Origin of the sequence: Planomonospora alba (assembly GCF_039534085.1) — a bacterium.
GTDB classification, from domain to species: domain Bacteria; phylum Actinomycetota; class Actinomycetes; order Streptosporangiales; family Streptosporangiaceae; genus Planomonospora_B; species Planomonospora_B alba.
The window spans coordinates 22,467-47,298 of record NZ_BAAAUT010000004.1 but is presented as its reverse complement, the minus strand read 5'-3'; the positions used below and the strand labels follow the sequence as shown (position 1 = coordinate 47,298).

Annotated in this window: 24 protein-coding genes; 10 read left to right on the top strand and 14 right to left on the bottom strand. The window is 73.4% G+C overall.

Translation table 11 applies throughout. The annotated features are described in order from the left end of the window. Positions 1-178: 178 nt before the first annotated feature. Together ABD823_RS03220 and ABD823_RS03215 are read left to right on the top strand one after the other, a co-directional pair. Positions 179-793 carry a TetR/AcrR family transcriptional regulator gene (locus tag ABD823_RS03220; RefSeq protein ID WP_344855704.1) on the top strand — a complete coding sequence of 205 codons (615 nt, stop codon included), beginning with the start codon at positions 179-181 and terminating at the stop codon, positions 791-793. After that, complete coding sequence (locus ABD823_RS03215) at positions 793-1,941, top strand: FAD-dependent oxidoreductase (RefSeq protein ID WP_344855702.1); 1,149 nt, start codon at positions 793-795, stop codon at positions 1,939-1,941. The genes ABD823_RS03220 and ABD823_RS03215 overlap by 1 nt, the downstream gene beginning before the upstream one ends. Before the next feature lie 91 nt (positions 1,942-2,032). On the opposite strand, the gene ABD823_RS03210 is transcribed toward ABD823_RS03215, so the two are convergent. Genes ABD823_RS03210 through ABD823_RS03200 form a run of 3 tightly spaced genes read right to left on the bottom strand, consistent with a single transcriptional unit; the run spans position 2,033 to position 4,076 of the window. Further along, complete coding sequence (locus ABD823_RS03210) at positions 2,033-2,476, bottom strand: NUDIX hydrolase (protein WP_344855700.1); 444 nt, start codon at positions 2,474-2,476, stop codon at positions 2,033-2,035. Positions 2,477-2,508: 32 nt separating this feature from the next. Then, a complete protein-coding gene (locus ABD823_RS03205) occupies positions 2,509-3,141 on the bottom strand; it encodes a DUF47 domain-containing protein (protein ID WP_344855698.1) in 633 nt (210 codons plus the stop codon). After that, positions 3,138-4,076: an inorganic phosphate transporter gene (locus ABD823_RS03200; RefSeq protein WP_344855696.1), complete on the bottom strand. Its 939-nt coding sequence runs from the start codon at positions 4,074-4,076 to the stop codon at positions 3,138-3,140. Before ABD823_RS03200 ends, ABD823_RS03205 begins: the two co-directional genes overlap by 4 nt. 355 nt (positions 4,077-4,431) lie before the next feature. Between ABD823_RS03200 and purU the strand changes: the two genes are divergently transcribed. Continuing rightward, positions 4,432-5,283 carry a formyltetrahydrofolate deformylase gene (purU, locus tag ABD823_RS03195; RefSeq protein ID WP_344855695.1) on the top strand — a complete coding sequence of 284 codons (852 nt, stop codon included), beginning with the start codon at positions 4,432-4,434 and terminating at the stop codon, positions 5,281-5,283. Positions 5,284-5,371: 88 nt separating this feature from the next. Here the strand turns inward: purU and ABD823_RS03190 are convergent, their stop codons facing one another. The 3 genes from ABD823_RS03190 to ABD823_RS03180 all read right to left on the bottom strand — a co-directional run bounded on the left by ABD823_RS03190 (position 5,372) and on the right by ABD823_RS03180 (position 8,819). After that, positions 5,372-5,719 (bottom strand): VOC family protein, encoded by a 348-nt coding sequence (locus ABD823_RS03190; protein ID WP_344855694.1) that lies wholly within the window; start codon positions 5,717-5,719, stop codon positions 5,372-5,374. Between the two features lie 156 nt (positions 5,720-5,875). Further along, on the bottom strand, positions 5,876-6,694 hold the full coding sequence (locus tag ABD823_RS03185; protein ID WP_344855692.1) for a helix-turn-helix domain-containing protein: 819 nt from the start codon (positions 6,692-6,694) through the stop codon (positions 5,876-5,878). Positions 6,695-6,746: 52 nt separating this feature from the next. Further along, on the bottom strand, positions 6,747-8,819 hold the full coding sequence (locus ABD823_RS03180; RefSeq protein ID WP_344855690.1) for a prolyl oligopeptidase family serine peptidase: 2,073 nt from the start codon (positions 8,817-8,819) through the stop codon (positions 6,747-6,749). Positions 8,820-9,135: 316 nt separating this feature from the next. Between ABD823_RS03180 and ABD823_RS03175 the strand changes: the two genes are divergently transcribed. From ABD823_RS03175 to ABD823_RS03165, 3 genes are all read left to right on the top strand, one after another. Beyond that, complete coding sequence (locus ABD823_RS03175) at positions 9,136-9,645, top strand: HNH endonuclease (RefSeq protein ID WP_344855688.1); 510 nt, start codon at positions 9,136-9,138, stop codon at positions 9,643-9,645. Positions 9,646-9,688: 43 nt separating this feature from the next. After that, a complete protein-coding gene (locus tag ABD823_RS03170; protein ID WP_344855686.1) occupies positions 9,689-10,510 on the top strand; it encodes a GNAT family N-acetyltransferase in 822 nt (273 codons plus the stop codon). 87 nt (positions 10,511-10,597) lie between these two features. Continuing rightward, positions 10,598-10,807: an FmdB family zinc ribbon protein gene (locus ABD823_RS03165; RefSeq protein WP_344855684.1), complete on the top strand. Its 210-nt coding sequence runs from the start codon at positions 10,598-10,600 to the stop codon at positions 10,805-10,807. Positions 10,808-10,962: 155 nt separating this feature from the next. Here ABD823_RS03165 and ABD823_RS03160 read toward each other — a convergent pair whose 3' ends face one another. From ABD823_RS03160 to pepN, 5 genes are all read right to left on the bottom strand, one after another. Beyond that, positions 10,963-11,448 carry a WYL domain-containing protein gene (locus ABD823_RS03160; protein ID WP_344855682.1) on the bottom strand — a complete coding sequence of 162 codons (486 nt, stop codon included), beginning with the start codon at positions 11,446-11,448 and terminating at the stop codon, positions 10,963-10,965. A 222-nt stretch (positions 11,449-11,670) separates the two neighbouring features. Continuing rightward, positions 11,671-13,509, bottom strand: a complete 1,839-nt coding sequence (gene ilvD / locus ABD823_RS03155) for a dihydroxy-acid dehydratase (protein WP_344855680.1) — start codon at positions 13,507-13,509, stop codon at positions 11,671-11,673. A gap of 222 nt (positions 13,510-13,731) precedes the next feature. Then, positions 13,732-14,571 carry a nuclease-related domain-containing protein gene (locus tag ABD823_RS03150; RefSeq protein ID WP_344855678.1) on the bottom strand — a complete coding sequence of 280 codons (840 nt, stop codon included), beginning with the start codon at positions 14,569-14,571 and terminating at the stop codon, positions 13,732-13,734. Positions 14,572-14,723: 152 nt separating this feature from the next. Continuing rightward, entirely contained in the window at positions 14,724-15,671 is a 948-nt protein-coding gene (locus ABD823_RS03145) for a hypothetical protein (protein ID WP_344855676.1), read from the bottom strand. 112 nt (positions 15,672-15,783) lie between these two features. Next, complete coding sequence (pepN, locus tag ABD823_RS03140) at positions 15,784-18,357, bottom strand: aminopeptidase N (RefSeq protein WP_344855674.1); 2,574 nt, start codon at positions 18,355-18,357, stop codon at positions 15,784-15,786. Positions 18,358-18,585: 228 nt separating this feature from the next. On the opposite strand from pepN, the gene ABD823_RS03135 reads away from it, so the two are divergent. Together ABD823_RS03135 and ABD823_RS03130 are read left to right on the top strand one after the other, a co-directional pair. After that, positions 18,586-19,206, top strand: coding sequence for a mycothiol-dependent nitroreductase Rv2466c family protein (locus ABD823_RS03135; protein ID WP_344855672.1), 621 nt, complete (start codon positions 18,586-18,588; stop codon positions 19,204-19,206). A gap of 246 nt (positions 19,207-19,452) precedes the next feature. Then, positions 19,453-20,862, top strand: coding sequence for an aldehyde dehydrogenase family protein (locus ABD823_RS03130; RefSeq protein WP_344855671.1), 1,410 nt, complete (start codon positions 19,453-19,455; stop codon positions 20,860-20,862). Between the two features lie 27 nt (positions 20,863-20,889). Here ABD823_RS03130 and def read toward each other — a convergent pair whose 3' ends face one another. Next, positions 20,890-21,378 carry a peptide deformylase gene (gene def / locus ABD823_RS03125; protein WP_344855669.1) on the bottom strand — a complete coding sequence of 163 codons (489 nt, stop codon included), beginning with the start codon at positions 21,376-21,378 and terminating at the stop codon, positions 20,890-20,892. A gap of 100 nt (positions 21,379-21,478) precedes the next feature. Here def and ABD823_RS03120 point away from each other — a divergent pair, with 100 nt between their 5' ends. Continuing rightward, entirely contained in the window at positions 21,479-21,946 is a 468-nt protein-coding gene (locus ABD823_RS03120) for a ribose-5-phosphate isomerase (protein WP_344855668.1), read from the top strand. 58 nt (positions 21,947-22,004) lie between these two features. Here the strand turns inward: ABD823_RS03120 and ABD823_RS03115 are convergent, their stop codons facing one another. Next, on the bottom strand, positions 22,005-22,166 hold the full coding sequence (locus ABD823_RS03115) for a hypothetical protein (RefSeq protein ID WP_344855666.1): 162 nt from the start codon (positions 22,164-22,166) through the stop codon (positions 22,005-22,007). A 164-nt stretch (positions 22,167-22,330) separates the two neighbouring features. Further along, on the bottom strand, positions 22,331-23,560 hold the full coding sequence (locus ABD823_RS03110) for a GNAT family N-acetyltransferase (protein WP_344855664.1): 1,230 nt from the start codon (positions 23,558-23,560) through the stop codon (positions 22,331-22,333). 117 nt (positions 23,561-23,677) lie between these two features. Here ABD823_RS03110 and ABD823_RS03105 point away from each other — a divergent pair, with 117 nt between their 5' ends. Beyond that, the gene (locus ABD823_RS03105; RefSeq protein ID WP_344855663.1) at positions 23,678-24,793 is read left to right on the top strand and encodes a PP2C family protein-serine/threonine phosphatase; all 1,116 of its coding nucleotides are present in this window, start codon (positions 23,678-23,680) and stop codon (positions 24,791-24,793) included. Positions 24,794-24,832 lie beyond the last annotated feature (39 nt).

Genomic DNA, 24,832 nt, shown 5'->3' with positions numbered 1-24,832 from the left:
CCTCGATCCGGCGGGGCGGTGTATGCCCGAACCCTCCCGAGTAGAGGAATTCCACCCTTCGATTGATTTTTCATCGTCTCGGGTGTTCTTTTCTCCTCCTGGATGAGGAGTCTCGCCGGGTCTCCGGTGGGCGGTTCGGCCTTGCCCGCGTACTGAACAAACGTTTAGCATACTGAACATGCGTTCAGTAGATGATGACCGGACCGCCAGGGCCGTGATCCGGGACCGGGCACTGGAGCTGTTCGCCGCCCGAGGGCCGGACGCGGTGACCGTCCGGCGGATCGCCTCGGCCGCCGGGGTGTCGCCCGGTCTCGTCATCCACCACTTCGGCTCCAAGGAGGGGCTGCGCGCCGCGGTGGACGAGCACGTGGCCGCGGTCTTCGACGGCCTGCTGTCCAGGGCGGCGGACGGCGACCTCGACACGGCGGACGGGGCCTCCTTCGCGGAGGCGCTGCTGCGGGAGCTCCCTCCCGGCTCGCCGGTCCCCGGCTACCTGCGCCGCCTGCTGCTGTCCGGCGACCCCGCCGGGACCCGGGTGTTCCGGCGGTGGATGGAGGCCGGCCGGGCGACGCTGGAGGTGCTCGCCGCCCGCGGCGTCCTCGACCCGGGCCGCGACCCGGAGGTCCGGACGGCCTTCGTCGTGGCGGGCGACCTGATGCTGCTCCTGCTGCGGGAGCAGCTCGCCGACTCCCTCGGCGTCGACCCCCTCTCGCCGGAGGGCGCGGCCCGGTGGGCCGAAGAGGTGATGAGCATCTACCGGGACGGGCTGTTCGGCGTGGAGAGGAGATCCTGATGAAGGTCCTGGTCTGCGGTGCGGGGATAGCCGGGCTCACCCTGGCGTGGTGGCTGCGGCGGGTGGGCGCCGAGGTGGTGCTGCTGGAGAAGGCGCCCGAGCCGCGCAGCGGCGGCTACATGATCGACTTCTTCGGCGCGGGCTACGACGTGGCCGAGCGGATGGGCATCCTCCCCGGGCTGCACGCCGCCGCCGCCCGTATCACCGAGCTCGTCTACGCCGACGAGCGCGGCAGGCGGCTCGCCGGACTGCGCTACGCGGACGCCCGGGCGCTGCTGCGCGGACGGGTGCTGAGCATCATGCGCGGCGACCTGGAGGCGATCCTGCGCTCGTCGCTGGGCCCCGGTGCCGAGATCCGGTACGGCACCAGTCTCACCGCGATCCGCGAGGTCCCCGGCGGGATCGAGGCCGACCTGACCGACGGGACCACCTGCCGCGCCGATCTGCTGGTCGGCGCCGACGGCCTGCACTCCGAGGTCCGGCGGCTGGTCTTCGGCCCGGAACGCCGCTACCTGCGCTCCCTGGGCTACCACACCGCCTCCTACCTGTTCGAGGACGCGGGGCTGGCGGCGGAGACGGGCAGCCGGGCCGTGCTGGTGGGCCTGCCGGGCCGGCAGGCGGGGCTGTATCCGGTGCGGGACGGACGGCTGGCGGCGTTCCTCGTGCACGCCGCGCCGCAGGCGCCGCCGCCCGCCGACGCCCGGGGGGAGATCATGAGCCGGTACCGGGGGATGGGCGCGCTGGTGGATCGGGTGCTCGCCCACTGCCCGAAGGATCCCTACCACGACGACGTCGCCCAGATCCGGATGCCGGGCTGGACCCGGGGCCGGGTCACCCTGCTCGGCGACGCCGCCCACGCCGTCTCGCTCATGGCGGGCCAGGGATCGTCGATGGCCATGGGAGGGGCCCGCACGCTGGCCGTCGAGCTGCTGGGGGCCGGGGTGGAGGCGGCGCTGGAGCACTACGAGCGGCGGATGCGCCCCTTCGTGCTGGCCAAGCAGGAGAGCGGTCGCGCCGCCGCGCGCTGGATGGTCCCGGACCGGGCCTGGCGGATCACACTGCGCAACCGCCTGCTCGGCCTCGCCGGGCTGCCCGGCGGCGGTGCCGTGCTGGGCCGGGCGTTCAGGGGCCTGAGCTCCGGGCTGTGATCCGGCCGATCCGCCGGTCCCGCCGGTCCCGCGGGCGCGCCGGTCCGGTGCGCCGTACGGGACGGCGGTCCCGTACGGCGCGCGCCGGTGCTCACCCCAGCAGGGCGAGCCGGGAGACGACCTCCGCCAGGCCGGGAGGCTCCACCGACTCGGGCAGCCCGGCCGGCTCCGCCGGGGAGAACCAGCCGGCGCCCAGGTAGGCGCCCTCCTCCTCGGCGGTGAGCGCGCGGGGCCGCACCCGGGGCGTGCCGTCGAAGCGGGCCAGGTAGAACCGCTCGGTCTTGACGTAGCGCACGCCGAGCCAGGTGAAGTCCCGGCGCACCGGCAGCCAGCGGTCCAGCACCGCCCGCCCGGGCAGGCCGGTCTCCTCGGTCAGCTCCCGGCGGGCGGCCGCGAGAGGGGTCTCGCCCGGGTCGATGCCGCCGCCCGGCGGCTCCCAGAGGACCCGCCCGCTCACCGCGTCCCGCCAGCGCAGCAGCAGCACCCGGCCCAGTCCGTCCAGGCAGACCACCCGGGCCGCGGGCCGGTCGTCCACCGGAGGGACGCCCGTCGCGGGACCACCTCCGCTCAGCGTTTCATCGCCCCGTCGGCGATGGCGTCGGCGGCCTCGCCGATGGCGGCGGCGACGACCTCCAGCCGGCGGACCAGCTCGCGCTCCTTCATGGTCTCGGAGGTGATCTCGCCGGAGAAGATCCGCGCGATCTCGTACTGGTACATGCGCTGCAGGATGCCGCTGACCTTCTTGACCTCCAGGGCGTCTCCGGGGACCGCGGTGGGGCGGGACGCGAGGTCGTAGACCGCGGTCTCCAGTGCCTCGATGCCGGTGATCACCTGGTCCAGCATCGGGGCGAACCGCCGCTGCTCGCGGACCCGGTAGAGGTGGGACTCGCGGACGAAGTCGCGCAAGGAGTCCAGGATGTCGTCGATCGAGCGGGACAGGCGGAACATGTCCTCGCGGTCGATCGGAGTGATCAGCGCGCCGGACAGCTCCTCCACCAGACGGGCGCGCTGGGTGTCCCCCCGGTGCTCGATCTCGCGCATCCTCTCGTGCGCGTCGACCCTGCGGGTCTCGCCGCCGATCATCGCGATGGCCAGCCAGGCGCCCTCCTTGGTCGCCTCCAGCTGCCCGATCAGCGCCTCGGTGAGCACGCTGTCCATGTGGCCGGTCATCATGTCCCGGACACGACGTAACCGCTTCAAACGATCACTCCTCTGACGACGAGCGCCGTCGCCGCGGCGAGCAGGCCGCTCACCGGCAGCGTCAGCATCCAGGCTAGAACGATCTTCACGGCGGCGTGCCAGCGCACCCGGCCGCTGCCCTCGGCCACGCCCGCCCCGATCAGGGCGCCGGCGATGGTCTGGGTCATGCTCACCGGGGCCCCGATCGCGGCGCAGCCGATCACCGCGGTGCCGCTGGCCAGCTCGGCCGTCACGCCGTGCAGCGGTCGCGAGGCGATGATCTCCCGGCTGAGCGTGCGGCCGGCACGCGGCAGGCCGTACACGGCCCCGGCGCCGAACATCGCCGCCATGGCGACGCAGGTGGGCAGTGGCGCGCCGGAGAAACCCTGGGCGAGCATGAAGACGGCCAGCATCTTCTGGCCGTCGTTGGCCGCGTACGCCAGGCACTGCAGGCTGAACCCGACCCGGTGCCACCGCCGCAGCAGGCGGGCGTCGCGCAGGCGCGCCAGCAGGTGGCGCAGCGGCATCGACAGCAGCGCCCCGACGAGCGGCGCCGCCAGCGCGGTGGCCAGCACGAACAGCACCGCGTCGGAGGAGACCGGGGCGCCCCAGCCCAGACCGGCCCCGGTCAGGGCGCCGACGATGGCGAGGGTCAGGCTGGTGGGCCGCCCCCGGTTGCTCAGCGCCATGACGACGACCAGTGCGGCCAGGACCGCGACGGCCATGATGATCTGCCCGTCGGAGCCCTCCGCGGTGGTCAGCCGGGTGGCGAAGGTCGTGGCGACCTGGTGGGATACCAGAGGGACCAGCGCGACCGCGGCCATCATCATGAGCACACCGGTCACCGGGCGGATGCTGGGGATCTTCAGGCCGGTCGCGAGGAGCGCGCCGCCGTCGTTGACGCCCGTGATGACCGCGAACAGCGCGGCCAGTGCCGTCAGCGCGGCCAGGCTCACGGTTCCCACCCCACGTCAGCGGCCGCCGTCGGGTCCGGTGCCTCCGGTGCGGGTTCCGGATGGGGGATCGGTCTGTGCGTCCGTACCGTCTCCGTCCGTATCCAGGGGGTAATGCCTCATCAAAGTCAGATACCCGAAGTCAGCGGAATATAGCCGCTGATGGTGATATGTGGGGCGGCGCGGGCCGGGGAGGCGGAGGGGGAGGACGACCTCCGGGGCGAACCCGGGTAACCTCGTTCCCGCGACCGCCGGGGTGAGCCGGGCCGGACGCCCGGCGGGGGCGCCGCGCCCCGCCGGACCCGCCGGATCCGCTCACGGCGTCCGTACGATCCGACCTCGCGAAGGTGTGAAGGCCATGAGTGCTGCCGAGTATGTGCTGACGCTGTCCTGCCCGGACCGTCCCGGTGTCGTCGCCGCCGTCTCCGGACTGCTCGCCGGGCACGGGTGCAACATCACCGAGAGCCAGCAGTTCGGCGACCCGGACAGCAAGCGGTTCTTCATGCGCGTGCAGTTCTCCGCCCCGGTCTCCGAGGACGAGCTGCGCGCCTCCCTCGCCACGCTCGCCCCCGAGTTCGGCATGGAGACCAAGCTGCGCGACACGGCGGTCAGGCCGCGGGTGCTCATCATGGTCAGCAAGTTCGACCACTGCCTGAACGACCTGCTCCACCGGGCCCGCTCCGGCCTGCTCGACATCGACATCGTCGCGGTCGTCTCCAACCACCCCGACCTGCGGCCGCTCACCCAGTCGCACGGCGTCGACTACCACCACCTGCCGGTCACCCCGGAGACCAAGGCCCGGCAGGAGGCGGAGGTCCTGACGCTGGTCGAGCACTACCAGGCGGACCTGGTGGTGCTGGCCCGCTACATGCAGATCCTCTCCCAGGACCTCTGCGAGAAGCTGGCCGGGCGGGCGATCAACATCCACCACTCGTTCCTGCCGTCGTTCAAGGGCGCCAAGCCGTACCACCAGGCGTACGCCCGCGGGGTGAAGCTGATCGGGGCCACCGCCCACTACGTGACGTCGGACCTGGACGAGGGGCCGATCATCGAGCAGGAGGTGGCCCGGGTCAACCACAGCCACTCCCCGGAGGACCTGGTCGCCATCGGACGGGACGTGGAGTGCCTGGTCCTGGCCAGGGCCGTCAAGTGGCACGCCGAGCAGCGCGTGCTGCTCGACGGCCACAAGACGATCGTCTTCCCCCGCTGACCCGGGCGGCTCCGGGCCCGGGCCGCCCGGACGCGCGGGGGTTCCGGTCCGCGCCGCCCCGGCCGGGCGCGGAGCGGGACGGGCAGGGTCAGGGCCGGTAGGTCCCGAAATACCACGTGCCGCCCTCCGGGTCCGTGCAGGCGTACTCCCGGGAGCCGTACGGCTGGTCCGTCAGCGGCATGGTGACGACGGCCCCTGCGGCCACCGCCCGGTCGTGGTGGGCGTCCGGGTCGTCCACCGCCACGTACACCCCGTGCCCGCCCGGCTCCCCGGTGCCCAGCATGATCATCCCGGTGCCGACGGTCAGCTCAGCGTGCACGATCACGCCGTCGTCGTTCTCGGAGACCTCCCCGGCCTCGAATCCGAAGGCCTTGGCGAGCCACTCGATCGCCGCGGCGGGGTCGCGGTAGCGGACCAGCGGATAGACCGTTCGCATGGTCGTCCCTCCTGTCGTCCTTCACGGTCACCGGCAGTGTGTCCCGGCGGGGGCACGGAGGTCTTGGACGAATCTGACCTGCGCCCCGAGGCCCGTGCCCCTGAGGGCCGCGCTCCCGCGGCCCGTGCTCCGGAGAGGGCGGCGCCGGCCGGCGCCTCAGCCGGGGACGATGACCGGCTCCTCCGCCAGGGACCGGAGGAGCTCACCGGGGCAGGCCCCCGCCATCGCCCGGAAGTCGCGGTTCATGTGCGCCTGGTCGTAGTAGCCGCAGGCCGCGGCGGTCTCCGCGGGACGGGCACCGGCGCGCAGGCGCCGCAGGGCGCGCTCGAAGCGGAGCACGCGGGCGGCGGCCTTGGGGGCGAGCCCGATCTGGTCGTGGAAGCGGGCGACCAGGTGCCGGTGGCTCCAGCCCAACTCGCGGGCGAGCGCCGCGATGCCCGCCGTACCGCCGGTGGCGACGAGGCGGTCCCACGCCCAGCCGACCCGGGGGTCCGGGGCGGGAGCCGCGTGGATCCGCCGGGTGAGCAGCCCGTCCAGGAGCGCCAGGCGCTCGCGCCGGTCACCGGCCCGGGCCAGCCGCTCCAGCGCGGCGTCCGCCCACGGGCCGAGCAGCTCCTCCAGGGAGACCACCCGGTTGGCCAGCTCGCCCAGCGGGACCCCGAGCAACCGCCGCGCCCCGGCCGGGGTCAGGTCGATCTGCACGCTCTCGGCCGCCCCGCTCGTGAGGGTGTCGACGTAGGTGTCGTGGAGCCCGGCGACGAAGGAGGCCAGCCGCCGCGCCCCGCCGGGGCCGTCCAGGTCGAGCGGCGCGCCGAGACCGAAGATCACCACGATGCCGGAGAACGGCGGCTCCCTGCGCGCCAGCGGCACGTCGTAACGCTCGGAGTAGGCCGTCATCCGCCTGACGTACGGCCGCAGGGCGGGGCCCGGCGCGCCCACGGCGAACGTCAGGCCCCCGGTCGTCGCGTCGTCCATGCCCCGACGGTAACCGCTCCCGCCGACGGTTTCCCGCCGGCGGGGAGGCGTCCTACACGGCCAGGCCGGTGTGGTGGGCGAGGAAGGTGAGCTGGTCGGCGGCGAGGTCGACGGTCTTGCTGACCGCGCGGGCGCCGTGACCGGTCTCGGCCTCGTTGCGCAGCAGGATCGGCCGGTCGGCCGCCTGGGCGTGCTGCAGGGCGGCGCACATCTTCCAGGCGTGCAGCGGGTGGACCCGCGTGTCCGACTGGAAGACGGTGAACAGCGTCGCCGGATAGGAGACCCCTTCCCGGACGTGGTGGTACGGGGAGTAGGACCGGAGCCAGGCGAACTCGTCGGGCTTGTCGGCCGAGCCGTACTCGACGTTCCAGGTCGCGCCGAGGCCGAACAGCTCGTAGCGGATCATGTCGAGCAGCGGGGCCGAGCAGACCACCGCGGCGTAGAGGTCGGGGCGCTGGGTGAGGGCGGCACCGACCAGCAGACCGCCGTTGGAGCCGCCGGAGATGGCCAGCCGGTCGGGGGTGGTGACGCCGGTGGCGATCAGGTGCTCGGCGGCCGCGTGCAGGTCGTCGAAGACGTTCTGCTTGTTGGCCAGCATCCCGGCCCGGTGCCACTGCTCGCCCTGCTCGCCCCCGCCGCGCAGCTGGGCGATGGCGTAGGTGCCGCCCGCCTCCACCCAGGCCAGGATCGAGGCCGAGTAACCGGGGGTCATCGAGATGCCGAAGCCGCCGTAGCCGTACAGGATCGTGGGCCGGGGGCCCTCGGCGCCGGGCGGGGAGATCACCAGCATGTGCACCTCGGTGCCGTCGGCCGAACGGTAGACGACCTGCTCGGTGGTGACGGCGGGCACCTCGACGGCGCCCGGGGAGGCGGCCCACAGGGTGGTCTCGCCGGTGCGGGCGTCGTAGCGCTGCACGGTCGGCGGGGTGGTGTTGTCTGTGTAGCCGAACCAGGCCTCGTGCCCGCCCTCGGGGCGCTCGCTGATGCCGCCGATCGTGCCCAGGCCCGGCGTGGGGACCTCGCCGATCCGCTCCCCGGTGACCAGGTCGTGCACGGAGACCTCGCTGATCGCGTGCCGGGTCCAGCCGGCCAGCATGACGGGGCGGTCCACGTCGTCGAGGATCGCGAAGTCCGACAGCACGGCCTCGGCGTCCTGCGGGATCAGGTCGCGCCAGTGCTCGGCCTGCGGCGTGGCCGGGTCGGTCACGCAGATGCGGCCGCGGGGGGCGTCGCGGTCGGTGAAGACGTACAGCCGCCCGTCCCGGCCGAAGTGCAGCGAGGTCTGGGCGTCGACACCCTCCTGGACGACGACGAGCTCCGGGGCCTCGGGGGAGGAGGCCCGGATGTCGGCGACCCACAGGTCGTTGCGCGGGGCCGTGCCCCGGGAGGCGGAGACGGACAGCCACCGGCCGTCGCGGGAGACGCCGACGCCGTAGTAGTTGGTCTTCTCCATGCCGTCACCGAAGATCAGCACGTCGTCCTCGGTGGGGGCGCCGACGCGGTGCAGGTAGACCCGGCGGTGGTACTGCTCCTCGCCCTCGGGCACCTCGGCGGGCGGCAGCCTGCGCACGTAGTAGAACGCCTCGCCGCCGGGCAGCCAGGCGACGGGGGAGTAGCGGCACCGGTCGATCGGCCCCTCGACCGGGGTCCCGGTCGCGACGTCCATCACGTAGAGCCTGGACTCCTCGTCGCCGCCCACGGAGATCTGGTACGCGAGCAGGCGGCCCTCCTTGTCGGGCTGCCAGGCGTCGAGCGTGGTCAGCCCCGACGGGTCGAGCGCCGTCGGGTCGAGCAGCGCCCGCTCGGCGCCGGCGGGGTCGACCGTGTACAGCACCGCGTGCTCCTGGTCGGGGGTCCGCCGCATGAAGAAGCTGCGCTCGCCCCGCCAGACCGGGGCGCCGACGGTGCCGGACCTCAGCAGCTCGGCGACCCGGGCCTTGAACCGGTCGCGTCCCGGCAGCGCCCCCAGCTCCGAGGTGAACAGCTTCTCCTGCGCGGCCAGCCACTCCCCGGTCTCCGGGGCGTCGGGGTCCTCCAGCCAGCGGTAGGGGTCGGGGACGGGGACGCCGTGCAGGTCATCGACGACGTCGTCACGGCGGGCGGGCGGGTACGGCTGTCGCGTCATGGCTCGAACCCTACGACCTCGGACGGCCGATGAGGTACGGCTTACGCTCCGCGCGTTACCGAACGAGCTTCGGAGGAGTGAAGAACGGGTAATGCGGGCATAAAACACCCCAGCAGCCCCTCCCGTCATTTATGGGTGGCGGGCAGGCCGAAACAGAAGTCAGACTTGGTCCAGGACGGCGCCGTGGTGACCATCCGCTGGGCCGTCCGGCGGAGGTCCACGTGACGGAAGCGCCCGGGCCCCAAGAGGGGCCGCCAACCGGGGCACGCGGTGTGCCCCACGAGATGACGCGACGCACCGCGGGGGAGGCCCGCTGATGCGCCAGGTCCTGTTGCTCAACGCCACCTTCGAGCCGCTGACCACCCTCTCCCTGCAGCGCGCCGTCGTGCTCGTGCTGCGGGAGAAGGCCGACGTCGTGCACCGCGACGGGCGGGGCGCCGTGCTCCGCTCGGCGAGCCGCACGGTCGACGTGCCGTCGGTGATCAGGCTCCGCCGCTACGTCCGCATCCCCTACCGGTCGCGGATCCCGCTGACCAGGACCGCGCTGATGCGCCGGGACGACTACCGGTGCGTCTACTGCGGCCAGCGGGCCGAGACCATCGACCACGTGATCCCCCGCTCGCGGGGCGGCACCCACACGTGGGAGAACTGCGTGGCCTCGTGCACGGCCTGCAACCACCGCAAGGCCGACCGGCTGCTGGAGGAGCTGGGGTGGACGCTCGACGTCGTCCCGGCGGTGCCGCGCGGCGCCCACTGGCGGCTGATCGGCGCGCACGTCGTGGGCGACCCGCAGTGGGCGCCCTACCTGGAGGAGACCGCGGCCTGACATCCGCTCGCCCCGGCGCGGTCCGGATCGGCACAATCGGTGCATGACATGGACCTTCACCTCCGACGTCGAGGTGTTCGCCGGGGCGGCGGAGCCGTGGCTGCTCCGCGATCCGATCCGCAACACCCTTCTGCTCACGGTCCTGCGCGGCATCCGGATCGGCCTCCACACCGACGACCTGCTGCTGGGCCGGTTGGAGGAGGACGGCGAGACCGTGGCCGCGGCGATCCAGACACCGCCGCGCGGCCTGCTCCTGCCGGATCTCCCGGTCCGTGCCGTGCCCTCCCTCGCCGCCGCGCTGATCGAGGCCGAGCGGGCGGTCCCCGGGGTCAGCGGGCCGCTGGCGCAGGCGGAGGCGTTCGCCGCCTCCTGGTGGCGGCCCGCGGTACGGCGCGTCTCCGAGCGCCTCCACCGGCTGGAGTCCATGGCTCCGCCCCGGCGCCCGGTCCCCGGGGCCGCCCGCACCGCGGTCGACGGCGACCGAGAGCTGCTCACGGCCTGGTTCGCCGACTTCCACCTGGAGGCGATGGGGGAGCGGCCGGCGGACCAGACCCCGGTGGTCTCCAGCCGGATCGGCCGGCGGGAGCTGGTCCTGTGGGAGGACGGCGGCCGTCCCGTCGCGTGCGCGGCCTTCTCCGCGCCGATCGCCGCGATGTCGCGGATCGGCCCGGTCTACACGCCGCCGGAGTTCCGCGGCCGGGGGTACGGCGAGGCGGTCACCCGCGCGGCGACCCGCGAGGCTCTGGACGCCGGCGCCGCCGAGGTGCTGCTCTTCACCGACCTGGCCAACCCGGTCTCCAACTCGGTCTACCAGGCGATCGGCTACCGGGCGGTCGCCGACTACGCCACGATCGCGTTCGGGTGAGCGCGACCGCCGCGCCGGGTGCCGTGACACCTGCGCGGCGGTCCCCGGGAGGAGGGAGGAGCCGGGCCGCCTGAGTAATCTGGTGTCATGCCTCGTTACGATTTCCGCTGCCGCGCCTGCGGGTCCACCTTCGAGTTGTCGCGCCCGATGGCCGAGTCCGGTGCACCCGCTCCCTGCCCCGAGGGGCACGAGGACACCGTCCGGCTGCTGTCCACGGTCGCCGTGACCGGCGGCGCCGCCGCACCCCGCCCCGCCGGCGGTGGCGGCTGCTGCGGTGGCGGCTGCTGCGGCGGCTGACCCCGGCCGGAGTCTCCGGAGACGGGCGGCGTCCCCGCGCCGGATCCGCCCGGAGGAACGCCGCCCCGCGCTCGCGGGGCGGCGTTCCGGCGTCTCGGGGGAGTGCGCGGCCCTTCAGCGGACGCGTCCCGCGGGGGGCACGCCGTTCACCGGGGTCAGGCCGCGCGCTTGCCCTGGAAGGGCAGGAAGCGCTCGGCCAGGTGCGGCCGGGCGGGGACGAAGGTCGGCTCGGTGGCGATGATCCGGTCGAACCGGAAGGCCCGGATCGCGCCGCGCAGGCGGCACATGCCCACGAGGTACCAGTGCTCGCGGTGGACCATGCAGGTCACGGGGTCGACGTCGCGGACGGTGATCCGGCCGGAGACGTCGCGGTAGTGCAGGCGGACCACCATCCGCGAGGTGATGGCGCTCGCGATGGTCCTGGCCCGGTCGGCGATGTCGGCCGGGAGCGGCTCGGTCAGGGTGGCGAGGGTGGTGGCGGTGACGTCGTCGTCGAGCTGGAGGTGCTCGAAGGCGTGGCGGAGGCCGTGCCGGGCGGCGGCGGCCTGCGGGCCCGAGCCCAGGTGTGCCAGGGACAGGGCGAGGGCGGCGATCTCGGCGGTCGTCAGCGGGCTGGCAGGGGGCTTCATGACGGTAGCCATACCCATACAATACGGACGGCTACCGACATTTTTCGAACAAAAGTGCCGGTTTCCGGGACTCTAACCTCCCGGAAAGGCCCGTGGTCCCCCTCCGGTTCGATCGCCGGGGCGCGGCACGCGCCGGTCCCGGAGGGCGCTGGTTCCGGACGCGCGCCGGGCCCGCCCGCGGTACGCGGACGGGCCCGGAGGGATCCGGTCACCGGGAGCCCGGAGGAAGCCCGGTCAGCGGGAGAGCTGTGACAGGTCGCGCGAGGCGCCGGTGGAGGCCGAGGTGGTCAGCGCGGCGTAGGCCTGGAGCGCGGCGCTGACCGGGCGGCGGCGGTCGCGCGGCCGGTAGCCGCCCAGCTCGGCCAGGAGCCGCTCGCGGCGGGCGGCCAGCTCGGCCTCCGGCACCTGCAGCTCGATCGACCGGCCGGGGATGTCGATGGCGATGACGTCGCCGTCCTCGACCAGGGCGATGGTCCCGCCCTCGGCCGCCTCGGGGGAGGCGTGGCCGATGGACAGACCGCTGGTCCCGCCGGAGAAGCGGCCGTCGGTGACCAGCGCGCACGCCTTGCCCAGGCCCTTGCCCTTCAGGAACGAGGTCGGGTAGAGCATCTCCTGCATGCCGGGTCCGCCCTTGGGGCCCTCGTAGCGGATGACGACGACGTCGCCCTCCTTGACCCGGTTGTTCAGGATTCCCTCGACCGCGTCCTCCTGGGACTCGAAGACCACCGCGGGCCCGGAGAACCGCCAGATCGACTCGTCCACGCCGGCGGTCTTGACGATGCAGCCGTCGGCGGCGATGTTGCCGTAGAGCACGGCCAGGCCGCCGTCGCGGGTGTAGGCGTGCTCGACGTCGCGCACGCAGCCGCCCTCGCGGTCCAGGTCGAGCGAGTCCCACCGGTTGTCCTGCGAGTACGGCTTGACGGTCCGCACGTTGCCGGGGGCCGCGTGCCACAGCTCCAGCGCCTCCGGCAGCACCTTGTCCGAACGCACGTCCCAGGAGTCGAGGTAGTCGCCCAGGGTGCCGCCGCCAACGGTGCGCACGTCGCGGTGGAGCAGCCCGCCCCGGTCCAGCTCGCCCAGGATGGCCGGGATGCCGCCGGCCCGGTGCACGTCCTCGACGTGGTACTTGTCCGTGGCCGGGGCGACCTTGCACAGGCAGGGCACCCGGAGCGAGATCTCGTTGATCTCCTTGAGGCCGAAGTCGACCTGCGCCTCCCGGGCGGCGGCCAGGATGTGCAGGATCGTGTTGGTGGAGCCGCCCATCGCCACGTCCAGCGCCATGGCGTTCTCGAACGCCTCCTTGGTGGCGATGCTGCGCGGCAGCACGCTCTCGTCGTCCTGCTCGTAGTAGCGCTTGGTGATCTCGACCAGCTGCCGCCCGGCGTCCTCGAAGAGCTTCCTGCGGGCCTTGTGCGTGGCCAGGATCGTGCCGTTGCCGGGCAGCGCCAGGCCGATGGCCTCGGCGAGGCAGTTCATCGAGTTGGCGGTGAACATGCCGCTGCACGAGCCGCAGGTCGGGCAGGCGCTCTCCTCCATCTCCAGCAGCTCGGCGTCGGAGACGCTCTCGTCCGCGGAGGCGATCATGGGATCGATCAGGTCGAGCTTCTTGCCGGGCAGTTTGCCGGCCTCCATCGGCCCGCCGGAGACGAAGATCGTGGGGATGTTGAGCCGGAAGGCCGCCAGCAGCATGCCCGGTGTGATCTTGTCGCAGTTGGAGACGCAGATCAGCGCGTCCGCGCAGTGCGCGTTGACCATGTACTCGACCGCGTCGGCGATGAGCTCGCGGCTGGGCAGCGAGTAGAGCATGCCGCCGTGGCCCATGGCGATGCCGTCGTCCACCGCGATCGTGTTGAACTCGCGCGGGATCGCCCCCGCCTCGCGGATCGCCCCGGCGACGACGTCGCCGACCTCGCGCAGGTGGACGTGGCCGGGGACGAACTGGGTGAAGCTGTTGGCCACCGCGATGATGGGCTTGCCGAAGTCGCCGCCGGCTACGCCCGTCGCCCGGAGCAGGGCCCGGGCTCCGGCCATGTTCCTGCCGTGAGTGACCGTACGAGACCTGAGGGCGGGCATGACGCTTCTCCCATCATCGACACCGAGTCTTCAAATGGTACGGCCCACGCCCGGCTGATGAGACACGCGGTCCATCTTCCGGACGGCGGGGACGCCGTGCAGGGCGGCCGCGCGGGACCGCCGGGAAGCGCCGTGAGGGAGGGCGGGGCGGGGACGGCGCGGAGGAGGGGCGGCATGCGGAACGCCCGGCGGGAGGCCGCCGGGCGCCGGGGGAACGAGGGGTCAGCCCTCGGGGTAGCGGGCGGGCAGGGCCCGCTCGGCGATCTCGTAGATCTTCGCGATCTCGGTGTCGGTGAGCGACCGCTCCCGCTTGGTGATCCACTTGCGGACGCGCGAGCCGTCGAAGACGTCGACGCTGCGGACGTTGAGGACCTTCCACGGGACGGGCGGGCCGTAGATCGCCAGGGCCGGGACCACGACGATCTCGCGGCCGAGCGCCTCACCGATCAGCCGGGAGGCCTCCTCGGCCTCCCAGCGGGCCTCGTCGAGGCGGGCCTTCTGGTCGAACGGGCCGTGGAACAGCTTGCGGTGCGACTGCACGCGGACCGGGAGCCGCTTGTCCCACTTCTCGGAGTCGACGGCGTAGACCCCGGTCGGACCGATGACCAGGTGGTCGATCTGGGCGTCGCTGTCCGGGATCGCGCGGGCGTGCAGCGTGCGGTAGCCTCCGCGCTCCAGCCGTTTCAGCTGGGCCTCCGTGCGCCGCTCCGCGACCGAGGCGCGGCGCCAGGCGGGCACGCTCGAGTGCGAGCGGGCGCGCAGCACCGTGTCGGCGATCACGGCCAGCACGGCGGTGGTCACCCCCCAGCGCCAGCCGGCGAGCAGGACGCCTCCCGCCACCCCCGCGACGACCGCGATCAGGAGGCGGCGGCGGAGCGGGCGGTACCGGGGATGACCGAGCAGGGCGCGCAGCGTGACGCGCTCCGTGGGCGGCGCGTACGTAGACGCGGGCGCAGACGAGGGCGCGGCGGGCCGGGCCGCCGGCCTCTCCTCGGCCGGGCGATCACCGACCCAGAGCGGTGACGTGCTGTTACCGTCTTCGGGCACATGACCGGTGTCCACGTGACTCACGGTAGCCGAAGTCCGAAGAGGGTGCCTAGTAGTCCCCAACTCACACTTTTGTGACCACGGTCACCCGCATGGGACTGCAGGGTAACGGGTATCCATACATATCTCTCTAGAGAGGTCCGGGCCTCCCCGCCCGGTCGGTCCCCTCAGGCCCGCAGCAGTTCGACCAGGTGGACGGCGACGTCCTCCAGGAGGGTCGAGGGGGCCACCGGCGCGGCGGCGACGGCGGAGAACAGGCTCGGCAGGCCCGGCAGCGGGAACCCGTCCTCCCGCGCCGCGGCGCCGCCCACCTCGTTCTTGGCCAGCAGGACCCGGCTCCGCTCCCAGGCGTCCAGGACCTCCTCGGGGGAGGGCACCCCGAAGCCGTGACCCACCGGGGCCGCGTGGCGGAGCCGTACCAGCGGGGTGTCGGCGAAGGCCAGCGCCACCCGCGAGCGCAGCGCGAGGTCGTCGCGGAGCCCGCCGTCCACCCAGTCCATCGAGGTGCAGGGAGTGCGGCAGCCGGACACGCAGGTGGCCAGCGCGCCGGCCACCTGGCTGTGCTGCCGGTCGAAGTAGGCGCGCCAGCCCTCGGCGGGCTCGGCGGCCACGCGCAGGGTCCGGTTGGCGGCCGACTGCTCGGCCTTGGTGTGGTCGCACCCCCGGTCGCCGATCACGCCGAACCGGCTGCCCGGCGCGCTCAGCCCGGCGGGCCAGCGGACCGGGTCGCCCGCGTGCCCGAGCACCGGCTCGAAGGCGAGCAGCGGGAGATATTCGCTGGCGATGTGCAGGGCGGCCACCATGGGGCTGAGCTCGCGCCGGTGCCACCGGATCGCGATCACCTCCAGCAGCAGCCCGTAGGCCGGGCGCAGCGACTCCAGCGCCCCGCGCGGCTGGTGCCGGGGGGTCTGCGGCATGGTGCACGCCCGCGCCCGCCGCCGCAGCGCCGGGGGCACCTGCGGCGCCTCGACCGCGAAGTCCTCGGCGTCGAGGGAGAGCAGCCGCTGGCCGAACTCGCACACCGCGGCGACCTCGGGATCGTCGGTGAGGGCTTCGAGGTCGGCGAACGCGTGCCGCCGGGCGAGCGCGACGAGCAGGTCCTGTACCGAGTCCATCAGGGGGAGGATCTCACGTTTCCCGGCTCCGCCGGTCCGCGCGGACCGGCGGAACCGTACTCGAAGGGGAGCGCGACGGCGCCCCCGCGGGGGCGCCGTCCGGTCCGGTTCCTCAGGCCGCGGCGTCCCTGGCCTGGGCCCGCAGGGCGCGGCGGACGCCGTCGGCGCCCTCCATGAGCAGGCGGCGCAGCGCCTGCGGCGGGTCGCTGTCCTCGATCAGCCGCTCCGTCTTGGCGACGGTCTCCGGGGAGACGGCCAGGGCCGGGTAGCAGCCGTTGGCGAAGCTCTGCGCGCTGTCGGAGGTCCAGGACTTCCAGATCCGGCCGATCTCGGCGAAGTACCGGTCGGCGTACGGCTCCAGCAGCTCGGGGTGGCGCGGGTCCATGAAGCCGCCGATCGTCGAGCGGAGCAGGGCGCCGCTCAGCCTGCCCCCGGTGATCGCGGACCAGGCCTCGGCCTTGGCCTCGGCGGTGGGCAGCGCGGCCCGGGCCAGCGCGGCGGCGCGCTCGCCGGTCGCGGTGGGGTCGCGCAGCAGCTCCTCGGCGATGTCGGCGTCGCCGAGCACGCCGCCGGAGACCAGGGCCTGGACGAGGGTCCAGCGCAGGTCGGTGTCCACGGTCAGGCCCTCCAGCACGGTCGTGCCGTCGAGCAGGCCGGAGAGGAACGCCAGGTCGTCGGCGGAGACGGCGGTGGCGGCCAGGGCGTTGACGTAGGCGAGCTGGTGGTCGGAGCCGGGCTCCGCCGCCGCGACGAGGGAGCGCAGCGCGGCGGCCAGCGTGGCCAGGCCCTCGGCGCGCCAGGCCGGGTCGGCGTACTGCTGCACGGCCAGGCGGGCCTGGCGGAGCACGGTCTGGGCGACGGTGATGTCCTTGACCGAGGCGATGCCCGAGGCGACCAGCGCCACGTAGTCGCGGGTGGCCATCTCGGCGTCGCGGGTCATGTCCCAGGCCGCCGACCAGCACAGCGCGCGGGGCAGGGAGCCCGAGACCCCGTCGAACTTCGCGATGCCGCCCTCGACCAGGGTGCGCAGCGAGCGCTCGTCCAGCCGGATCTTGGCGTAGGTCAGGTCGTCGTCGTTGATCAGCACCAGGTCCGGCTGGGCCTCGCCGACCAGCTCGGGCACGGCCGTACGGGCGCCGACCACGTCGAGCTCGACCCGCTTGACGCGGACGAGGGCGTCGCCGGAGTAGGAGTACAGGCCGATGGCGACGCGGTGCGAGCGGAGCGTCGGGTAGTCGGCCGGCGCCTCCTGAAGCACCTCGAAGGCCGTGAAGCGGCCCGCCTCGTCGACCTCGAAGGAGGGGCGCAGGGTGTTGACCCAGGCGGTCTCCAGCCATTCCTTGGACCACTCCGACAGGTTCCGGCCGCTGGTGCGCTCCAGCGCGCGCAGCAGGTCGGACAGCTCGGTGTTGCCCCAGGCGTGCTCGTTGAAGTAGTCGCGCACGCCCGCCAGGAAGTTGTCCAGGCCGACGTAGGCGACGAGCTGCTTGAGGACCGAGGCGCCCTTGGCGTAGGTGATGCCGTCGAAGTTGACCTCGACCGCGTGCATGTCGACGATGTCGGCGGCGATCGGGTGGGTGGAGGGCAGCTGGTCCTGGCGGTAGGCCCAGGCCTTCTCCACGTTGGCGAAGGTCGTCCAGGCGCCCTGCCCCCAGCGGGTGGCCTCGGCCTGGCAGAGCACCGAGGCGTAGGTCGCGAACGACTCGTTCAGCCACAGGTCGTCCCACCAGCGCATGGTGACGAGGTCGCCGAACCACATGTGCGCCATCTCGTGCAGGATCGTCTCGGCCCGGCGCTCGATCACGGCGTCGGTGACGCGGGAGCGGAAGACGTAGTCCTCCAGGAAGGTCACGCAGCCGGCGTTCTCCATCGCGCCGGCGTTGAACTCCGGCACGAACAGCTGGTCGTACTTGCCGAAGGGGTAGCGGATGCCGAAGACCTTGTGGAAGAAGTCGAAGCCCTGCCGGGTGACCTCGAAGATGTTCTCCGGGTCGAGGTGCTCGGCGAGCGAGGCCCGGCAGTAGATGCCCAGCGGGATGCCGTCGTGCTCGGAGGTCACCTTGTGGTACGGCCCGGCGCACAGCGCGGTGATGTAGGTGCTCATCACCGGGGTGGGCGGGAAGTGCCAGCGCTTGGCGGCCTGCAGGGCGCCGTGCCTGCCCCGGTGCTCGGGCAGCTCCTCGATCTCGTCGGGCGCCGCGTTGGAGATCACCTCCCAGTAGGAGGGCGCGAGCACGGTCAGCTCGAAGGTCGCCTTCAGGTCGGGCTGGTCGAAGCAGGCGTACATCCGGTGGGCGTCGGCCGTCTCGAACTGGCTGTGCAGGTAGACGTTCTTGTCGACCGGGTCGACGAAGCGGTGCAGGCCCTCGCCGGTGCGCATGTAGGAGCAGTCGGCGTCGATCCGCAGCTCGTTGCTCTGTGCCAGGTCCGGCAGCGGGAGCCGCCCGGCCTCCGGGTCGTAGGTGTTCACGTCCAGCTCGGTGCCGTTCAGCACGGCCTTGCGCACCTTGGCGCCGGCCAGGTCGATGAACGTCTCCGCGCCCACCCGGTTGCTGGTGAAGCGGACCGTGGTGACGCTCTCGAAGCGCTCCTCACCCTCGGTCAGGTCGAGCTCCACCGCATACGACTGCACACTGAGCAACCCTGCGCGCTCACGGGCCTCGTCACGGGTCAGATTGCCTGCCACTACCGCTCCCTCGTCGCAACTTCCTCCGCTCCCTCGCTGGAGGACTGCCTGAATCCTGCCACGTGGGGCACAGAACCGTCGTGCGGAGGATCGCACACGCGGCGGGACGGCGTCCCGCGGCGGCGGTCCGGTCCCGGGACGGACCCGGAACACAGGTGTGATGCCCCGGGGTGCCGCCCGGGAAGACCGTTCTTGTCGAAGACCGTTGCCCGACGAGGGAGCCGACACATGACCGAACACACTCCGGTGGACCTCTGGTTCGACCCCTTCTGCCCGTTCGCGTGGATGACGTCCCGCTGGCTGCTGGAGGTGGAGAAGGTGCGGCCGATCGAGCCGCGCTGGCACATCATGAGCCTGTACGTCCTCAACGAGGACAAGGACGTCCCCGAGGAGTACCGCGAGATGACCGCCAAGGCCCTCGGGCCGGCGCGCGTGGTCACCGCGGTGCAGGAGGAGCACGGCTCCGAGACGGTGGGCCGCCTCTACACCGAGCTGGGCGTCCGCCTGCACAACCAGGGCGCGGTCAAGCGGCTCGACACGCTCCGCGAGACCGTCGAGGAGGCGCTGGAGGCGGCGGGGCTCGACCGGTCCTTCGCCGACGCGATGGACTCCGGCGAGTACGACGCGGCGCTGCGCGCCTCGCACGCCGACGGCATCGACCGAGTCGGCCAGGAGGTCGGCACCCCGGTGATCGCGGTCGGCGACGTCGCGTTCTTCGGGCCGGTCATCTCGCCCGCGCCCAAGGGCGAGGAGGCGGGCCGGCTCTGGGACGGGGTCCGGCTCGTCGCCGGCTTCGACGGTTTCTTCGAACTGAAGCGCTCGCGGACCCGGCCGCCGATCTTCGACTGAGCCGGTGTCGCGGACCGGCGCCCGTACGGCGGGCCGGGAGGGTCCGCCGTACGGTCATGACCGCCATTTATGACAAGTTCGCAATATCCTCGGCCATTTCCCGCCGAGCGAGACGCTCCTTCGTATCCTTGGCGGGCGAGACGGCGGAGGGCTCCGACCGCCATGTGACTGTGAGTGTCGTTACCACTACGATTCGTGATGGCAGGAGCTCTCGCCTTCCACCGGTCCGCGCGCGAGGATGAGGGAATGCGTCACCTTTATCTGAACGGAGCCTGGCAGCCGTCGGCATCGGGCGAGAGCATCGACGTGGTCAACCCGGCCACCGAGGAGCTGACCGACCGCGTCCCCGCGGGCTCGCCCGACGACGTCGAGGCCGCCGTGGCCGCCGCCCGCGCGGCCCTGCCGGCCTGGTCCGGCACGGCCCCCGCCGAGCGGGGCAAGGTCCTCGCCGCCGCGGCCGCGCTGATCCGGGAGCGCTCCGACCAGATAGCCAGGATCATCTCCACCGACATGGGCGCCCCGTACGGCCTGGCGACGAAGGTGCAGACCCTGATGCCCGCCCAGGTGCTGGACTCCTACGCGCACCTGGCGGAGACCTACGACTTCGACGCCCGGCGGATCGGCAACTCCCGGATCCTGCGGGAGCCGGTCGGCGTGGTCGGCGCGATCACGCCGTGGAACTACCCGCTCCACCAGATCGTGTGCAAGGTCGGCCCGGCGCTCGCCGCCGGGTGCACGGTCGTGCTCAAGCCCAGCGAGGTGGCGCCGCTGGCGGCCTTCGCGCTGGCCGGGGTCTTCGACGAGGTGGGGCTGCCCCCCGGGGTGTTCAACATGCTCAGCGGGCGCGGCCCGGTGATCGGCGAGGCCCTCGCCGCCCACCCCGGCGTGGACATGGTCTCCTTCACCGGCTCCACCCGGGCGGGCCGCCGGGTCGCCGCGCTCGCCGCCGAGACGGTCAAGCGGGTCGCGCTGGAGCTCGGCGGCAAGTCGGCGAGCGTGGTCCTGCCCGACGCCGACCTCCCGGCGGCGGTCAGGGCGACGGTGGCCAACGCCTTCCTCAACTCCGGCCAGACCTGCTCCGCCTGGACCCGCATGATCGTCCATCGCGACCAGTACGACGAGGCCGTCGCGCTCGCGGTGGAGGCCGCCGCCGGATACACCGTCGGCGACCCGTTCGACGAGGGCACCAGGCTCGGCCCGCTGGTCTCCGCCGCGCAGCGCGACCGCGTGATCCGCTACATCAACCGGGGCCAGGAGGAGGGCGCCCGGCTGGTCGCCGGCGGCACCGACCGCCCCCTGGAGCGGGGCTTCTACGTGGCGCCCACGGTCTTCGCCGGCGTCGCGCCGGGCATGGCCATCGAGCAGGAGGAGATCTTCGGCCCGGTCCTGTCGATCATCCCCTACAGCCGGGGCGAGGACGAGGCCGTCGCCATCGCCGACGGCACGCCGTACGGGCTGGCGGGCGCGGTCTGGTCCGGCGACGAGGAGCGGGCGGTCGCGCTGGCGCGGCGCCTGCGCACCGGCCAGGTGTCGATCAACGGCGGGAGGTTCAACCCGCTGGCCCCCTTCGGGGGCTACAAGCAGTCGGGGATCGGCCGCGAGCTGGGCGAGTTCGGGCTGGAGGAGTATCTGGAGACCAAGTCGCTCCAGCTGTGAACCCGCCCCGCCGCGGAGGGGGCGCCGTCAGGGCGTCTGGAGCAGGACCTTGCGGGCGGCGTCCTTGGCCAGCCGGTCGACGTAGAGGGTGCCGTTCAGGTGGTCGGTCTCGTGCTGGAAGCACCGGGCGAGCATGCCGCGCGCCTTCACCCGCACCGGCCGGCCGAGGCGGTCGACCCCGGTGACGGTGACCCCGGCGGCCCGCGGGGTCCTGGCGTACAGCGGCTTGCCCGTCTCGCGGCTCGGCACCGACAGGCAGCCCTCCTCGTCGAGCACCTCGGCGTCGTCGTCGACCGTCAGCTCGGGGTTGATCACGTGGCCCTTGCGGTTGCTGCAGTCGTAGACGAAGATCCGCTTCGACACGCCGATCTGCGGCCCGGCCAGGCCGACGCCCTGCGCGGCGTACATGGCGGTGAACATCTCGTCGACCAGCCGGCGCAGGTCGCGGTCGAAGTCCACCACCGGCTCGGCGGGCGTGCGCAGGACCGGATCCCCGATCACTCGGATGTCACGCATGTGAGGGCTCCCAGATGTAAGGGTTCTATCGGCAGATCACCTATTACTCTAGCGGGGGGCGGCCGCCCGGGCGGACGACTCCACCTGCCAGACTGGGCGGGTGCGTGTCTACATCGGTGCCGACCATGCCGGCTATGAACTCAAGAACCACCTCGTCTCCTGGCTGAAGGAGCACGGACACGAGGTCACGGACTGCGGTCCGTTCGTCTACGACGCCGAGGACGACTACCCGCCGTTCGTCCTGCGCGCGGCCGAGGGCGTCGCGAACGACCCCGGCAGCCTGGGGGTCGTCATCGGCGGCTCCGGCAACGGCGAGCAGATCGCGGCGAACAAGGTGCGCGGCGTGCGCGCGGCCCTGGCCTGGAGCGAGGACACCGCCAAGCTGGCCCGCGAGCACAACGACGCGAACGTGATCAGCATCGGCGGGCGGATGCACAGCACGGAGGAGTCGACCAGGTTCGTCGAGCTGTTCCTGTCGACCCCCTACTCGGGGGCCGAGCGGCACAGCCGCCGCATCGCGCAGCTCGGCGCCTACGAGACGACCGGCGAGCTCCCGCCGCTGCCGTGACACCCGCCCGTGCGGGGCGGCGCGTCCCACGCGGCCTGCCGGCCGCCCCGCACGCGGCCTACCGGCCGTCCCGGCCGCCCCTGCGGGCGGGCTCCCGGCGCGGGGTCTCGTCGCGCAGGGGCCGCCGGTCGGCGGCCTCCTGCTGCTCCTTCGAGGGCCGGGAGACGTCCCGGGCCCGCATCGCGGTGACCGCGGTGATCTGCAAGCTCTGCAGTGCCATGCCGCCAGCCTAGACGGCCCGGGCCCGCCGCGGGCGGGCCCGGCCCCGAGGACGGCGCCTGCCGGCAGGCGCCGCCAGGGAAGCGGCCCGCGGACGGCGCCGCCCGGATTCCGGGAAGCGGCCCGCGGACGGAACCGCTCAGAGGCGCGGGCGGGCGGCGCCGCTCAGAAGACCAGGCCCGCGCAGGGCGCGGGCTCCCACGACAGCGCGGTGGACAGCTCCCGCACGGCCCCCGCCCGGACCTCGCGCACCACGCCCGCCGCCTGCAGCGCAGTCAGCGGCCGTCCGCCCAGATAGGCCGCGCCCAGCGCGCTCACCGGCAGCGCCAGGTCGGCGGGGTCGCCGGTGGGCGCGCACCGGGCACCGGAGGTGTCAGCCGACAGCCGCCAGCGGCGGGCGTTCCACGGGCAGACGGTGTCGGCGACCTCGACCACCACGTCCACCGGGGCCGCGTAGCGGCGTGCCGGCAGGGCCCGCTCGACGTCCACCAGCCGGACCCACAGGTCGTCGAACCAGCCCGCGCGGAGCCGGCGCGGCTCGGCCAGCAGGTGGATCAGCGGGTCGTCGACCGGGCGGTACCAGGCCGTGACGCGGGAGACCAGGTCGCGCTCGAGCAGGTGCCGCCAGAGCAGCGCGTAGGCGGCCGGGTCCAGGCCGAAGACCTCCTTCAGCCGCAGCTCGCCGTCGGGCTCGTCGTGCCCGGTGAAGCTCGCCTTGATCCGGAAGAGCGCGTACCCGCGCGGGCCGCCGTCGTCCTCGGCCACGACCGCCCGGAGCGGGCCCGCGCCGCCCTGGTCGGCCTCGTGGTCGGACAGGACCGAGTCCCAGCGGGCGGGGGTGCGGGCGTAGCGGCCGGGGCGCTCGCCGAGCGCGGCCTCGAAGACCTTCTCGAAGATCCCCCGGGCCTCGGCCGGCCGGACGATCCGCAGCCGCAGCGCGGGGTCGGACGGGGCGTGCGCGGCCAGGGAGGTGCCGCGGGTGGGGATGTCGAAGGACAGGGCGTCGGCGGCCCTGCCGTACCCGAAGCGGCCGTAGATGGCGGCCTCGGAGGCGTAGAGGGCGGCGACCGCCTCCCCCCGCTCGTGCAGGTCGGCGAGCTGGCGGGTCATCAGCGCGGTCAGCACGCCCCGGCGGCGGTGCGAGGGGAGCACGCCGACCGCGGTGACGCCGCCGACCGGGATCGGTCCGCCGGGCACCGTCATGGTGAAGCTGCACACCCCGGTGACGCCCACGAGCGTGTCACCGTCGAAGGCGCCCAGCGAGCGCTCGAACTCGGTGTTGTTCCGGAACAGCTCCACCCGGTGGGGCGGGAAGGCGTTGCCGAACGCCTCCTCGTCGACGGCGATCCAGTCCGTCCAGTCGGCCTCGGTCATCGGGCGCAGGGTGAGACTCATTCCCCCACGGTAGGCAGGGCGGCCGGACGGGGCCACCGGATATGCCCGCCAGACGATCAAGGCAATGGTCAAGTGGGCTGCCCAAAAGCGAGGTGGGCCGCTACAGTCGAGCGCATCATGACTTCCCGCCCGGCGCCGCTGATCCCCGCGGGGCTCCGCGCGTTCCTGGTGCGGATCCCCCTCCTGGTGCGCGTGGTGCGGTTCCTGCGCCGGGGGCCGCTGGCCCGCGACCGCAACCTGCTCGTCACGCTGGCCGCGCTGTCGCTGGTGCTCGGCGGCCTGGCCGCCCGCGTCTCCGTCGAGTGGTTCTCGCCCGCGCTGCTGATCCCGGTGATCCTCGTCGGGGGCCTGCAGCTGCGGCTGCGCAGCCTCGCCAAGCTGCTGTGCGCGGTCGCGCTCGCCCTGGCCTACGTCGGGTTCGCCGCCGGGACCGAGCACATCGGCCCGGGGCTGCTGGCCGCCTTCGGCTTCGCCGCCGTGCTGGCCGCGCTCATGGCCCGCACCCGGGGCAAGCTCGGCGTGCAGGGGCTGCGCGGCGACGTGATGCTGCTGGAGCTGCGCGACCGGCTCAAGAAGCAGAGCGAGCTGCCGCCGCTGCCCAAGGACTGGGGCTCCAAGGTGGTGCTCAAGCAGGCCGGGGGCTCCTCCTTCGGCGGCGACTTCCTGGTCTCCGCCCGCGACGGCGACACGCTGCAGATCGCCCTGGTCGACGTGTCGGGCAAGGGCGTCGACGCGGGCACCCGCGCGCTGATGCTCTCGGGGGCCTTCGGCGGCCTGCTCGGCTCGGTGAGCGACTTCCTGCCCGCCTGCAACGCCTACCTGCATCGCCAGCGGGAGGCCGAGGGCTTCGTCACCGCCGTGCACGTCCGCTTCGACCTCGTCACGGGCGCGTACGAGATCACCTCGGCCGGCCACCCGCCGGTGGTCAAGTTCGAGGCGGGCACGGGCACCTGGCGCGTCTCCTCGGCCAAGGGCGTGGTCCTGGGCATCGTGCCGGACCTGCACTGCGAGCCCGACCGGGGGGTGCTGCGCAGGGGTGACGCGCTGATGCTCTACACCGACGGGCTGATCGAGCAGCCGGGACGGGACATCGACGCGGGCCTCGACCGCCTGCTGGGCGAGGCGGAGCGGCTGCTGCCCTCGGGGTTCGCGGCGGGCGCGCGGACCCTGGTCACCTCCATGTCGTCGGGGCACAACGACGACTGCGCGCTGGTCCTCGTCTGGCGGCCGTGACCCGCCGCCCGGTCCCGGTCCCGTGACCGGCTTCCGTGC

Excerpts from the sequence above, each read along its gene's own strand:
- ABD823_RS03220 (WP_344855704.1), top strand. The coding sequence starts at position 179 with ATGCGTTCAGTAGATGATGACCGGACCGCCAGGGCCGTGATCCGGGAC.
- ABD823_RS03215 (WP_344855702.1), top strand. The coding sequence starts at position 793 with ATGAAGGTCCTGGTCTGCGGTGCGGGGATAGCCGGGCTCACCCTGGCG.
- purU (WP_344855695.1), top strand. The coding sequence starts at position 4,432 with ATGAGTGCTGCCGAGTATGTGCTGACGCTGTCCTGCCCGGACCGTCCC.
- ABD823_RS03190 (WP_344855694.1), bottom strand. The coding sequence starts at position 5,719 with ATGCGAACGGTCTATCCGCTGGTCCGCTACCGCGACCCCGCCGCGGCG.
- ABD823_RS03185 (WP_344855692.1), bottom strand. The coding sequence starts at position 6,694 with ATGGACGACGCGACGACCGGGGGCCTGACGTTCGCCGTGGGCGCGCCG.
- ABD823_RS03180 (WP_344855690.1), bottom strand. The coding sequence starts at position 8,819 with ATGACGCGACAGCCGTACCCGCCCGCCCGCCGTGACGACGTCGTCGAT.
- ABD823_RS03175 (WP_344855688.1), top strand. The coding sequence starts at position 9,136 with ATGCGCCAGGTCCTGTTGCTCAACGCCACCTTCGAGCCGCTGACCACC.
- ABD823_RS03170 (WP_344855686.1), top strand. The coding sequence starts at position 9,689 with ATGACATGGACCTTCACCTCCGACGTCGAGGTGTTCGCCGGGGCGGCG.
- ABD823_RS03165 (WP_344855684.1), top strand. The coding sequence starts at position 10,598 with ATGCCTCGTTACGATTTCCGCTGCCGCGCCTGCGGGTCCACCTTCGAG.
- ABD823_RS03160 (WP_344855682.1), bottom strand. The coding sequence starts at position 11,448 with ATGGCTACCGTCATGAAGCCCCCTGCCAGCCCGCTGACGACCGCCGAG.
- ilvD (WP_344855680.1), bottom strand. The coding sequence starts at position 13,509 with ATGCCCGCCCTCAGGTCTCGTACGGTCACTCACGGCAGGAACATGGCC.
- ABD823_RS03145 (WP_344855676.1), bottom strand. The coding sequence starts at position 15,671 with ATGGACTCGGTACAGGACCTGCTCGTCGCGCTCGCCCGGCGGCACGCG.
- ABD823_RS03135 (WP_344855672.1), top strand. The coding sequence starts at position 18,586 with ATGACCGAACACACTCCGGTGGACCTCTGGTTCGACCCCTTCTGCCCG.
- ABD823_RS03130 (WP_344855671.1), top strand. The coding sequence starts at position 19,453 with ATGCGTCACCTTTATCTGAACGGAGCCTGGCAGCCGTCGGCATCGGGC.
- def (WP_344855669.1), bottom strand. The coding sequence starts at position 21,378 with ATGCGTGACATCCGAGTGATCGGGGATCCGGTCCTGCGCACGCCCGCC.
- ABD823_RS03115 (WP_344855666.1), bottom strand. The coding sequence starts at position 22,166 with ATGGCACTGCAGAGCTTGCAGATCACCGCGGTCACCGCGATGCGGGCC.
- ABD823_RS03110 (WP_344855664.1), bottom strand. The coding sequence starts at position 23,560 with ATGAGTCTCACCCTGCGCCCGATGACCGAGGCCGACTGGACGGACTGG.
- ABD823_RS03105 (WP_344855663.1), top strand. The coding sequence starts at position 23,678 with ATGACTTCCCGCCCGGCGCCGCTGATCCCCGCGGGGCTCCGCGCGTTC.